Origin of the sequence: Liquorilactobacillus satsumensis DSM 16230 = JCM 12392, assembly GCF_001435195.1 — a bacterium.
GTDB classification, from domain to species: Bacteria; Bacillota; Bacilli; order Lactobacillales; family Lactobacillaceae; genus Liquorilactobacillus; species Liquorilactobacillus satsumensis.
This window is the reverse complement of record NZ_AZFQ01000053.1, coordinates 14617-27789: the sequence shown is the minus strand read 5'-3', so window position 1 is coordinate 27789 and position 13173 is coordinate 14617. Positions and strand designations below refer to the sequence as shown.

11 protein-coding genes are annotated in these 13173 nt (G+C 39.8%); 9 read left to right on the top strand and 2 right to left on the bottom strand.

The window, feature by feature from the left end; genetic code table 11:
- Positions 1-192: 192 nt before the first annotated feature.
- The 9 genes from FD50_RS09930 (at position 193) to FD50_RS09890 (ending at position 10906) form a co-directional block, all read left to right on the top strand.
- Positions 193-951: a M57 family metalloprotease gene (locus FD50_RS09930; RefSeq protein WP_054758000.1), complete on the top strand. Its 759-nt coding sequence runs from the start codon at positions 193-195 to the stop codon at positions 949-951.
- A gap of 546 nt (positions 952-1497) precedes the next feature.
- Positions 1498-2814, top strand: coding sequence for a PTS transporter subunit EIIC (locus tag FD50_RS09925; RefSeq protein ID WP_056961402.1), 1317 nt, complete (start codon positions 1498-1500; stop codon positions 2812-2814).
- Positions 2804-3655, top strand: a complete 852-nt coding sequence (locus FD50_RS09920) for an alpha/beta hydrolase (RefSeq protein WP_056961399.1) — start codon at positions 2804-2806, stop codon at positions 3653-3655. The genes FD50_RS09925 and FD50_RS09920 overlap by 11 nt, the downstream gene beginning before the upstream one ends.
- Before the next feature lie 184 nt (positions 3656-3839).
- Positions 3840-4283 (top strand): CopY/TcrY family copper transport repressor, encoded by a 444-nt coding sequence (locus tag FD50_RS09915; protein WP_054758002.1) that lies wholly within the window; start codon positions 3840-3842, stop codon positions 4281-4283.
- 47 nt (positions 4284-4330) lie between these two features.
- Positions 4331-6550, top strand: a complete 2220-nt coding sequence (locus tag FD50_RS09910) for a heavy metal translocating P-type ATPase (RefSeq protein WP_420806272.1) — start codon at positions 4331-4333, stop codon at positions 6548-6550.
- Between the two features lie 452 nt (positions 6551-7002).
- Complete coding sequence (locus FD50_RS09905) at positions 7003-7518, top strand: 2-thiouracil desulfurase family protein (RefSeq protein WP_054758003.1); 516 nt, start codon at positions 7003-7005, stop codon at positions 7516-7518.
- A gap of 180 nt (positions 7519-7698) precedes the next feature.
- Positions 7699-8646, top strand: coding sequence for an ABC transporter ATP-binding protein (locus tag FD50_RS09900; RefSeq protein ID WP_056961397.1), 948 nt, complete (start codon positions 7699-7701; stop codon positions 8644-8646).
- 8 nt (positions 8647-8654) lie between these two features.
- On the top strand, positions 8655-9764 hold the full coding sequence (locus FD50_RS09895) for an ABC transporter permease (RefSeq protein ID WP_056961395.1): 1110 nt from the start codon (positions 8655-8657) through the stop codon (positions 9762-9764).
- Positions 9761-10906, top strand: a complete 1146-nt coding sequence (locus FD50_RS09890; RefSeq protein ID WP_056961393.1) for an ABC transporter permease — start codon at positions 9761-9763, stop codon at positions 10904-10906. Before FD50_RS09895 ends, FD50_RS09890 begins: the two co-directional genes overlap by 4 nt.
- A 189-nt stretch (positions 10907-11095) precedes the next feature.
- Here FD50_RS09890 and FD50_RS09885 read toward each other — a convergent pair whose 3' ends face one another.
- On the bottom strand, positions 11096-11479 hold the full coding sequence (locus FD50_RS09885) for a YueI family protein (protein WP_056961391.1): 384 nt from the start codon (positions 11477-11479) through the stop codon (positions 11096-11098).
- A gap of 706 nt (positions 11480-12185) precedes the next feature.
- Positions 12186-13034 carry a DUF72 domain-containing protein gene (locus tag FD50_RS09880; protein WP_056961389.1) on the bottom strand — a complete coding sequence of 283 codons (849 nt, stop codon included), beginning with the start codon at positions 13032-13034 and terminating at the stop codon, positions 12186-12188.
- Positions 13035-13173 lie beyond the last annotated feature (139 nt).

The following is a 13173-nucleotide window of genomic DNA, read 5'->3' as shown; positions in this document are numbered from 1 at the left end:
AGTTAGACGGAGAATTTTGACTTATGGAACACGTTTATCCGGAATAAACTTGGGGCTGTGACAAAAGTTAACTTTTGTCACAGCCCCATTGATATTTAAAATTAGCCGCATTCTTAAGACAATTTTTACTTTTTGAGAGTTAAAATCGGGTACAATTTAATCACAGCCTGGGTCAAAAGTAGAGGTGGAAAGATGAAGTTTTTTAGATTCACAAAACTGTTACTGTTAGGAATTGCCGTTGTCATGCTGGTCAAGAATCCTGAATATGTGGCACTGGGTAAGGAGTGGACTTTTGCAAGGATCAAACAGGTTTCAACTTTGCTGCAAAGTTCGGTGCAGACTGCCACTCAACAACCAGCGTCACAAAGCACAACGACCGCTGATTCGAGTTCGGAGTCAACGAGGTGGAATGACACATCCCAAAGCAGTTCAGCGTCGTCTGCTGAGACCTCTTCAGCGACAACCTCTGCTGCAACTAAGAGCGCACAAAAGACAGCGCAGGCGGTCTGGTCGAAAAAAACAGCGACTGTGTACTTGGAGATTCCAAATAATGTATCCGCCCAATACCGTGAAGCTTGGCAAGCGGCTATCACTAATTGGAATAAGTACAAGGTCTTCAAGTTAGTCACAACGACAGATAAAAATAAGGCAGAGATTGTTTTAACTGTTGAAAACCAGAGTAATACCTCCATGGCAGGGGTAACTGAAACTAAAACACTCTTTAGTGGTCTAAATGGCAGTCAAACGCTGATCCATGCTACCGCAAAGTTAAATATGTATTACCTTGACAATTATTCAATGCAGCGCAAGGTAAATACTGCGGAACATGAATTGGGACATGCAATGGGGCTTTCACATGATGACGCAGAAACTTCTGTAATGCAGTCACAAGGGTCAGAGTATGGAATTCAAGAGACTGATGTGCAGCACCTTAAAGCATTATATCCATAGAAAGGTTAACATAAATAAGTTGTGTATGTAGTGTAAAGAGGAAATAATCAGCTGCTGCGTTGCTTTAAGTATCCAGAATCCGAGAAAGAGGCAACGAATTAAGCATGTTACCCAGGCTGGTTGCAAGAAGGTCTAGTAGATCTGGGTGAATGGAACATAGCCGGCAGAAAAAAGCTTGAAGAGGCTGCAGCCAAGGCAATGAATTTGGTCTTGGCGGGCCTCTTTAATTTTGCCTAGAAATGCGTTAATTTAGTTACTGCAAAAGTAGGTTACTGGAGTAGGTCAACTTGTACCAAGAGAGCACTCATGGTTTTTAAAGTGCAAATTTTACTATTTTGGGGACTTGTTTTTTTAAGGGTTAATCAGGATAGTCGAATACTGGATCTAGTTCCCCTTTTTGTGCAATAAGATGTTAAAATAAAACTGGATTGATAGTTGCTCGTTTACAACGTAATACAGCTAAAATGGGCTATGAGAGTCCTTTTTTATTTTAGAAAACAAGCACGAAGCAATCTTGATTGCTACAAACATTAAGGAAGGTTTGCAATGACAGAACGTTTAACAAGGTATTTAATCAAGATTAATGATTTTGCGGAACATCAAGTCTATCTCCGCGTAATCCGAGAAACCCTCACGTTATTATTTCCATTCGTATTAGTAGGGACGTACGTGGATTTTTTGAGCCAAGCTATTTTTCAAAAGAATGGTTTTCTCAATAGTATTTATCATATTAGCCATTGGCTGCCAGGATTTAAAATTGTTGCCAAATATTTGACTCTTTTAGATCTAAGTATTAATGGAGTAGTTGCAATTGCGGTTGTCTTCTTAGCTGCAAATCTTGCGACGCGCACGTCAACGCGCTATAATCTGGCAGCAAGTCTGACGGCTGTCTTTGCTTTTATGATCATGAATTTTAATGGCAGCTTTTTAGCACATACAGGACGGCAGCAGGTTGGCAAATTCTTAGAAAACAATCTGAGTTATAGCGGCTGTTTTTTAGCACTGATTGTTGGTCTTGTGACTGGTTGGTTTTTTAATCGGTTGGGGAAACATATGAAAGAGCGTGATCCAAATTTAAATACGCAATTAACGGTGTGGGCACGTTATAATGTTTTGCCGATTGCCGTAACGCTCTTATTTTTTGGACTTTTCAGTTATCTCGTCAGTTTTTTCAGCAGAACTGGGGTTAATGGCTTGGTATCAAGTCTTTATCAGCTTTCATTTAGCAATTACGAATGGATTTTACTGGCTGCAATTTTAGCCGCGATTTTAAATAATGGTTTTTGGTTTTTGGGGATTATCGGTTCATTTGACTTTAGCGGTAGTAATTCAGGGAGCACAGTTCAAAATTTAGAGTATGCTATCCAACATGGTTCACCATGGGGGGCGCCTAATCCAATTACAATTCATACCCTTTTTGATAGCTTTGCTAACATTGGTGGTCCTGGAATGGCATTATCTTTGCTAATAGCGATTCTGTGGCGTTCACGCAATCCAAACTTTCAGTTAGCAGCCAAGACCAGCCTAGTCCCAAGTATCTTTAATGTTAGCCAGTCACTGCTGATTGGGTTACCGGTTCTTTATAATCCGTTGCTAGTCATTCCCTTTTTGCTGTCACCTGTGGCAAGCATCTTAATTACTTGGATTGCACTCAAATTTAATTTTATGCCACCGACTGTGTATCCTGTCAGCAGCACTGCACCAGGTTTTATGGTCGGATGGCTTGGTACAGGAGGAACATGGCAGGCTTTGTTAGTTAGTGTGCTTAACGTTGCGGTTGGGACGTTGATTTACCTTCCCTTTATTTTGTTAAATAATCGCATTCAGGAACTAAGAGAAAGGAGTGCAGCACATGAAAAGTAAACTGCTGCGCTGGTTGCTAGTTAGTATTTTATTGCTGGCGGTCTGCATACCGGCCTATAAATGGAATCGTAGTAATATTACACGGTTGCGAAATGCCGGAAAAACACAAATGGCACCTATAATAATGGTTCCCGGCTCAAGTGCGACTCAAAATAGATTTGATAGCTTAATTGCGGAACTAGGACAAGAAGCACCTGATCATCATAGTGTTTTGAAGGTCGTGGTTAAGACGGATGGAAAAATAACTACCAGTGGAGTGGTGCGGCACAACGATAATCAGCCGTTCATTGTTGTCAGTTTTGAGAATAACAAAGATGGCAAAGAAAATATCGACAAGCAAGCGTTGTGGCTGAATCTGGCCTTCAAACAACTTGTCAGCACGTACCATTTTAATCATTTTTCTGCTTTAGGCCATTCCAATGGAGGACTAATTTTATCGCTATTTTTTGAGCGTTATCTACAACAAACACCTTCAGTCAGAGTTGATAAATTCATGACAATCGCAACTCCTTACAATGGGACCTCAACAAGTACAAGTTATAAAACTGCAATTTTTAAGGAACTCTACGATTATCGTGAAGGGTTACCCGAATCGTTAACGATGTATTCTGTTGCGGGGACTGAAAATTATACGAGCGATGGAACGGTACCTTACAACAGCGTAAATTTTGCAAAGTATATTTTCCAAGGTGAAATTAAAAGCTTTACTGAGATAACCGTTACAGGTGCTAATACAGCCCATTCGGATTTGCCGCAAAATAAGCAAATTGTGTCATTGATTGGACAATATATATTAAGAGAAAACTTTCCGCGAGGCGGGGGGCAAAATCGGACAAGATAGATAAAAGTAAGTTTTTTGTGTTTACAGTTGTCGACGATCAGGCTATAATGAACTTATAAGTTAAAAGTGGTTATAGTTTGAAATACCATTTATTTGTTACTGTAGATTAACTTGAGTAAAGTTGCAGATAAATGGTTTTATTTACAGCATATAATCTACAACTGTAGATTTAATGGAGGATAAAATGGAGAGTGGAAAAGTATCAGCAATTTCAGGTTCCGAGTGGGAAGTTATGCGTGTCATTTGGACATTGAAAAATGTAACAAGTCATCAGTTAGTCGAGATTATGCAGCAAAAAAGGCAGTGGTCAGTCTCCACTGTCAAGACTTTGTTAAGCCGGTTAGTAGCCAAAAAAATGCTGGCTACACGTAAAGATGGGCGCCAGTTTGTCTATCAACCGTTAGTAACGGAGATGTTTGCAATGAGTCAAACTTCCCTAGCACTTTTTCAAGATATGTGTGCGATGAAGGTGGGTAAAGCTTTGCTTGCAGATATCAAGGAATTAACTTTGAGCAAAAATGACATCGATGATCTTATGCAAATGTTGCAAGCAAAAAGAAAAACAGCACCAAGTGAAATTGCGTGTAATTGTTTACCACGTGAGCACTGCTGTGAAGGGGAGCAATAAAAATGGCTTATAAAAAAAATGAAGATACTGAAAGACAACAGTGTATGATGTGTGAAGCGCATGCTGCCAAAAAAGCATCTGAAAAGGAATGTTGTCATGGCTCACTGCAGACTGAACACGACTGCAAGCTGCACATGAATCACGGACAAAAGGATCATGGACACATGGATCACGAACAGATGAATCACGAACACATGAATCATGGACAGATGGATCACGGACACATGAATCATGGACAGATGGATCATGGACAGATGGATCATGCACACATGAATCATGATCAGATGATGCATGGTGGGCATATGATGCATATGGGGAATTTAAAACAAAAATTCTGGGTTTCGTTGATACTCACAATTCCAGTCATTATAATGTCACCTATGATGGGGGTTAAATTACCCTTTCAAATTACATTTGCTGGGTCGGATTGGATCGTGGCGTTGTTAGGCACAATCCTTTTCTTTTATGGTGGAAAACCATTCTTTAACGGTGCTAAGGGTGAATTGGCAGAGAAGAAACCTGCGATGATGACCTTGATTACACTTGGAATTTCAGTGGCTTATATTTACAGTGTTTATGCAGTAATTGCGAATAATATTTTGGGTGCGATGCCGCATGTAATGGACTTTTTCTGGGAACTGGCGACTTTAATTGTCATTATGTTGCTAGGACACTGGATTGAAATGAATGCGGTGATGAATGCTGGCTCGGCAGTTGATCAGTTGGCGAAGTTACTACCAAATTCAGCTCACTTAGTTAAGCAGACTGGCGCAGTGGTAGACGTGCCGGTAACAGAACTTAAAAAAGAACAAGAATTACAAGTTCGTGCTGGTGAACAAGTTCCGGCTGATGGAATAATCATTAGTGGTCAAAGCAGTTTAAATGAGTCGTTAGTAACGGGAGAAGCCAGTGCGGTTGCTAAAAAGCAAGGAGATCAGGTAATTGGCGGGACACTCAATGGTAATGGAACTTTTAATTTGAGAGTTACAGGGACTGGTGAAACAGGTTATCTCGCCAAGGTGGTAAAACTGGTTCAAGCTGCACAGCAAAACAAGTCACAAACTGAGACTATGGCTGATAAGGTTGCAGGATATCTCTTTTATGCAGCGTTAAGTATTGGAATCATTTCCTTTATTGCCTGGCTCAGCCTGGATAGCCTGGCATTTGCACTTTCAACTGCGGTGACGGTGTTTATTATTGCCTGTCCACACGCACTAGGCTTGGCAATTCCACTGGTGGCTGCACGCAGTACATCAATTGCTGCTGCAAATGGTTTACTGATTAGAAATCGCAGTGCTTTAGAACAAGTGAAAAGGGTACGCTATGTTTTGATGGATAAGACGGGGACGCTGACTGAAGGGATTTTTAAAGTTAATGCAATCAAAACATTGGTAGCTGATTATGATGAAAAACAAATCTTACAGCTTTTTGCTAGTTTAGAAAGCCAGTCAACGCATCCACTAGCTACAGGGATATTAAAAGCGGCTAAGGACAAAAAACTTACTTTTGAAAAGCCAACTGCAATTCAGCAGCAGACAGGTGTTGGTTTGAGTGGGAAAATTGCAGGTACTGACTATGCAATTGTTTCTTTAGGATATGTAGAAAAACAACAGCTTAAATTTCCACGTGCGGTTACAGAAAAACTAGCAGCAGCTGGAAATACTATTAGTTTCTTATTGCAAGGTGAGCATTTGATTGGGATGGTTGCTCAAGGGGATCGCATCAAACCACAGGCAAAAAAGATGGTGCAGCAGCTTTTGGATCAGGGATTGACGCCTGTTATGTTAACAGGTGATAATCAGGCTACAGCCGAAAAGGTCGCTAACCAACTGGGGATTAGAGCTTTTAAAGCACAATTACTACCTGAAGATAAAGAAAAGCAAGTGCAACTTTATCAAGAAAAAGGTAAGGTATTGTTTGTTGGCGACGGTGTTAATGATGCTCCCAGCTTGGCACGGGCTGACATCGGAGTTGCAATTGGTTCGGGGACAGATGTCGCGGTTGACTCTGCAGATGTTGTGTTAGTTGAATCTAACCCAAATGACATTGTTAAACTTCTGCAAATTGCCCGCTTAACAATCCGGAAAATGACACAAAATTTGTGGTGGGCGAGTGGTTATAATATTGTTGCTCTTCCGCTGGCAGCCGGAATCTTGGCACATTGGGGAATCGTCTTAGATCCAATGGTAGGTGCGATTGTAATGTCACTTAGTACTATTATTGTTGCACTTAATGCAATGACGTTGAATGAGGAAAAAATCCGCTAAGCAATAATGATAATATAATTACTGAACAAATTTAAAATAGTAAGCTTAAAAGGGCGTATACATTTATAGAAAGAGTTGTTTGTTTTGTCGGCGACTAATTCAGATTGAAAAATAGTATTAGCGAGCGGCTGGGTCAAAAGTTAAATTTTGACGCGGCCGCTTTATTTATTCCAGATAACGAGTTTCATAAGTCAAAAGGCTCCGGCTAACTGAACTGCAAATTAGTCAGCGCAAAGTACGGATGACTTCATAATTTAGCGTTAGTAAGCAAGTTTGATTGCTTTATCTTTTTTAGTTGGCGTAGGCCAAATGATGCTAAATGTTAATTGCGGGTAGTCTTTGATGGCTTTACTGTCTTAAAGAGCTTTTATTACTATCGCATTCAGCTTTTTTTTACGTTATTATGCTAATAAGAGAATATAAACTAATGGGGAAACAAACGAGGAGAAAAAATGATTTTATTAAGTGCCTGTCTTGCAGGTTTTAATGTTCGCTATAATGGAACCAATGCTCAAAATGATCTGGCAAAATGGCTGCTGCTCAACGGGCAAGCAATTACAATGTGTCCTGAAATTCTTGCAGGTTTTAGTATTCCAAGGGCATCAGCAGAAATAAATGGTGGCACAGCCGCAGATATCTTAAACCAAGTAGAAAAAGTGCGAGTACTTGAAGAAAATGGCAGGGATGTTACGTCACAATTTGTACATGGGGTGGAGCTAGGGATGAAGATTGTAGCTGAAAATGATATTCAAGTGGCTTTTTTGAAAGATGGAAGTCCGACATGTGGTGTGGATAAAGTATACACTGGAAATTTTGATGGAAAGAAAAAAGATGGGATGGGAGTTTTCGCACAATCTTTACAACAACAAGGTATCCCAGTTTTTTCTGACCAGCAATTACAGGTCGCAAATGTAAAACCTTTTATAACACCCACTTTGACTGCAAAGCTGGAAAAGCAATTTTGCTAAGTGCAGTTTAAAGGAGTTTTGGGAGCAAGTAAATGGGCAACCTATAATAGATATTGCAGCAGAATTTATGCCAAATAGGCTAAAAGTGTGAGAATACTCATAAATATTCATTAGCAAATTGCACTGGTGTGCGCCTTTGATAGCGGATCTAGGGGTTGTGTAAAGAAAAGAGGAGGAAGAATGACAAAAATTGTTGAGCTTAAGGAACTAACTAAAAAATTTCCGGGTGGTAAAATTGCAGTTGATAATTTATCGTTGACAGTTGAAAAGGGTGATATTATCGGCTTTTTAGGTCCGAATGGAGCAGGCAAGTCAACTACAATCAACATGATGATGGACTTAATCGGGATTACAAGCGGCACGATCACACTTTTTGGGGAAAGTGCACGGCATAAAAGTAATCGAATTCGCAGTAAGATCGGCATGATTCCGCAAGAGATCGCAATTTATGAGGACTTAACAGCTTTCGAAAACGTTGCTTTTTTTGGGGGATTGTACGGTTTAAGGGGAAAAATGTTAAAAGCGGCAAGTTTGCGGGCATTGCGTTATGTGGCACTTGAAAAAAATGCAAAGGAGAAGGCGGAGAATTTTTCGGGTGGAATGAAACGCAGACTGAACATTGCTTGTGCGCTTGTGCATGAACCGGAGCTAATTATTATGGATGAACCAACCGTCGGAATTGATCCGCAATCACGCAATTTTATTTTGGGGGTTATAGAAACACTGAATAAGAAAGGAATCACAATTATTTATTCAACCCATTACATGGAAGAGGTCGAACGTATCAGCAACAAAATCGCGATTATTGATCATGGTAAGCTGATTGCATGCGGGAGTGAAGCGGAGCTAATCAACTTAGTTACGAATACTCAAAATTTCAGTATTGAGGTTCTTTATCCAGAAAAAGTAGAGCTGCAAAAACTTCGAGCGCTTAACGGAGTCCAACAGGTCCAGTTAGAGGGGCAGATATTACATATTATCGCTAATGCTGAAAAAAATCCTTTAGATGATGTTTTGAAAATACTGATTGCTGCTGAAGTTGCTGTTAAGGCAGTTGACCAGGATAAAATCAACTTAGAAACTGTTTTCTTAATGTTGACCGGACGTAAGCTTAGGGATGCAAAGTAGGTGATGTGATGAATTGGGGGATTATAAAAAAGCAGTTGCTCGTTGAGTTGCGCACTTTTGGAACTTATATTTGGTTAATCCTGTTTCCGTTGGCAATGATCATGGTTTTAGGAAATGTTTTGACTAATGTCTTCAATAAAACTGTGCTAAAGACTGAAAAGGTTACGGTGATCTATCAGCTACCTGAAAAACAACAGCCGCTTGCAGCTGCTTTTGCCAACTTTGCTCAGAATGCGGGCTCACGTTATATTACATTTAAACAAATTTCGAATAAAGAAGTCGCATTAAAGAAAGTTCAACGTGGTTCTAAGACGGCGGCAGCGATTATTGATAACGGGCGAATCATTGTTTATACGCATAACCCAGATGTGTTGCAAAGCAGTATCCTTGCTGCACATTTCCAAGGGTTTGCAAAAGAATATGCTATTAGTGCGACTCTGGCACAAAGCGGGACTGCTACCGCACAATTAAATGATAAAGTTCCAGACTACACCAAACAGGTCAAAGTTGAAAAAAATAATGGAGTTAAACAGCCAAGTGCTTTTCAGTACTATGCAATTTCAATGATCACAATGAGCTGTTTGATCACGATGATCATTGGTGCTCGTTTATTTTCCATGGAGCGTCAAAGAAGAACGTTAGCCCGAATGTATATTGCGCCTGTGCCTAAATTTCAGATTATAATTAGTAATTTTTTAGGTTCATTTATACTGCGTGCCTGTTCATTACTTTTATTAATGTTTGTGGTCAGCAAATTTTTTGCAGTGAATTGGGGTTCAAATGTGATTTTGATTTTTGTGACTTTTTTGAGCTTAATCATGTTTGCTATGTTACTGGGAATTGCAATCGATATTTTGGCTAAGGGTGCACGCGGAGTTACCACAATTACGAGTATAGTAATGCAGCTTTTTCTTTTCTTTGGGGGGGCATACTTTCCTGTGTCACATAATCAGGCAATGTTTTCACCTGCAGGATGGGTCCTAATTGCTGTGCGTGAGGCAGTGTACGCTAAACAAGTAACAACTATTGCTTGGGTTCCTGGAATACTACTGTTACTTTCAAGCCTGTTGGTAATAGTATGTGTAGCATTCAGTCGTAGAAGAGGGGGCGTCGCATGAAAAATTTTCTGTGGGTACTCAGATTAAGAATGTTGTTATGGGAAAAACATCCTATTAGACTATTTTTTGTGGTAGCTATTCCATTTATCTCAATTTTTATTTATTTTTCCAGCTACCAAGATTCTGCTGCTTATACGGACAATGTTTCATTTGGGGTAGTCAATCACGATCGAGGAACTTACACCAAAGCACTTGAGTTTTTTTTGAGCGGAAATGTAAAATTAAAAAGCTATTCTTCAAGCAGAGCTGCCACTGATGGTTTAATAAATAATGATGTTAATACGGTTGTTTATCTAAAAAAGGGAAGTAATGAAGGACTACGAAAATTGCGACCAACTAATATTTCAATTAGAAGTCTGCAGGGAAAATTGCTGGAGAAACAAAGTAAAACATTAGTTGCTACAGCGATCGCGAATGTAGTCAGATTGCAACGCGCGAGCCTTAAAGACAGGGTGTTTCAAAGAAATATGCGCACATTGTATACCAAGCGGATAACGATAGATCAGCGTGACACTAACAGTCAAGCCAATAAAAATATGTTAACGACTCAAATTATTGGTTTTTTAATGATGATGATGCTCTATAGCATTACAAGTTTTGCTGGCGACGTAATTCAAGATGAACGTATAAATCATGTCTATGACCGTCTATTAACTACTCCGCTAACACAAAATGAATATCTTTGGGGGACTGCTGTAACAGCATTTTTCATTGGAACATTTGAAACTGGATTAACGATGATGTTAATGAAGTATTTTTTTATGATCAATGCAGGAATTTCATATTTAAAGCTTTTCGGGATTTTAGAACTTTTTGCTTTAATGGCCGTTATTGTCTCGCTGTTGATTGGGCTGGCGGTTAATCGAAAAGGAACTGGAGACGCGTTACAGACATTATTATATACATTGACTTCGTTATTATCTGGCACGGTTATTCCATTGTCAGTGATGCCAACTTTTATGCAGCAGCTTGCAAAATTTATGCCACAGTATTGGGTTGTCGAAACGATCTCAAGTGTCCAAAAATTAAAGGAACCCCAGCTTATTTTAATGAACTTAGCGATTTTGGCAGTATTTGTTATTTTCTTTTTCTGTGCGACTTTATTTGTGGCTAAGCGAAAGAAGAAGATACAGTTTATTTAACTAATAATCAAAGTTTGAGAGCTGTAGTTGGGAGTTTTTCTTGGTATTTAACTGCAGGAGCATAACAAAACTGAGTACCTGCCGCTAATTATGAACATGCCTTTGGGCAGGAAAGAATAATTAGCGGTGGGTACTCAAAATTTTGTTCTATTGAAATTTTAGGGGGTGTTTGTGCTGAGGCCTAAAGGTTCATTTGTGTGCAACATCAACATATTCGATATTCAAGGCAGTATCTGGGCTGGCAATTACGGCAGCAAGTTCTGTTTGAGCGGAACTGGTGCTGTTGGCAACTGTTTCGAATTTGGTATTAGTTTGCCTCGAAATCCGAATTAATGCGGAAAAGGAACTGGCCGGAACATCCCCATTGATTAGTAGCTGATATTCGGGGTGTTGCATAAGTTCTTTGCGCACTCTTTCTAAGTAATCAAAATTTTTAACTTCTTCGAAATCAAGAGTTAGTGCAACACGTTCACGGAAGGTACCGAGATAGTGGCGTTGTTCATCTGGTTTTAGTTGGGGAGTTCCGTAAATTCCCTGATCTAAACGATTTTCTAGTTCATTATTTGAAGCCATGCTTTCTCTTCCTTTCTTCTTCACATTCCAAAGGCGAGTTTGGGACAAAAGTCGCGAACTTTTTTTGGTTTCCAAACAGCTAGTGCTGAAACGTGGACTAAAAGGCAGTTGGCTGCACTTAACCTCGTAAGGCAGACAATTCCAGCCCAAAATTAGCTGCCTTACGCTGTTAATGTTCGCCAACTAAACTCCTTTTGTCCCACTCTCAACACTCTATTTCATAAGATAACATATCTGAAGGCAGGGATAAATACTTTAAATGAGGTTGCCAAGTTGGAAAAATGAAGTGGCTAGTTGAGCGTGAAGAAAATAATTAATTTTAGTAAGCGCTTGCATTATTTTGAAATATGTGTATAATACAGAGTGTAAGGGGTTATAGCAAACGCTATAATCGAAGGTTCGGCGATCTGCTTGCAGATTGGTCGAACAAAAAGAGCTGTCGCAAGGCAGTTAGAAAAGAGGTTAGAGTTTGGCAATCCCTTATTCTTCAGCAGTCCAGTGAGATAATTGATAGAGTTGTCGATTTTAGCGGAAACAAAAAAGTCGATGGTTAGATTGGTTAGATCAAAAAAGATAGAGTTTAAGTAGCTTGTTAGTGAAAGGAATTTATCTTGCTGGGCTGTTTTTGTGTGTCTTTTTTTTTAGTTTAAGCGCCTCTTTTGTGACCGCGGGCAAAAATTATGACAGCTTCAAGCTTTTGTGCTGTCTAGAAAAGTTCAGTTTGTTCAGGTGGAAGCGGACCAAGTCCTTGAAATTCGATGCCGAGTTGTCTTTTAAGTTCAAGTGCATTTGGAGCGGCATCTTGACCAGAATTGTTATTGAAGATAACACAGACTTCCGCGACTCTTCCAGCCAAAGCTTCAATATGGTGTTTAAAGAAGGTTAATTCTGCTGAATTATAGCGATAAAGCGTTCGTTGTTTGCGCCACTCTTTTCCCGGATTAAACCAGCCTTTTTGATTTCTGCCATGTAAGCGTAGAATCAAAAGAGAGGGAGTGGTTACTTCCGGCATAAACGGGACTGAACCGATTTCTTGTGTTGGTTCATCAGCCGCAACGAGCGTGTAAGCTTGTTGCTGGCAAAAAGATATTAATGAGTTTCGGGTCTGGGCTGTGTACCAGCTCTGGTTGCGGAGTTCCAAAGCTAATGGCAATTGTTCAAGTTGTTGCCGTAAAAAGCGGAGGTAAGCAACATTTTTTTTGTTCGCCGTGAAAAAGGGCGGAAACTGACACAGGACACTCTTTAATTGGTGGGTCTCAACTAGGGGCTCGATAGCTGCGGTAAATTGTTTGAAGTGATCTTTTAACTGCATTAAAGTAGGGGCTGTCTCAGTATGGCCTGTTAGGAGACGATTTGCTTTAATAATAAATTGAAAAGAAGGTGGCACTTGCTGCTGCCACCTCAAAATTGTCGCTTTTTGCGGGATACCATAAAAGGATGTATCTACTTCAACAACGGGAAAATGAGCCGCGTATTCTCTAAGCGTTACAGAGCGATTTTGCTCTTTGATAAGTGCTTGATGTTCGCTCCATGTCGTTAGTCCAATCGTAATCATCTGTAAAATCCGCTCCTTTTCAACATTATAGCATCTTAGTTAAATTATAATAAAAGGATTGTTTTGCCAAGCTGCTATTAACTAATTTGGCTGCAAGAGTAGATCAAAGATGAGATTAGAGAGTGTGACATAAGTCGGG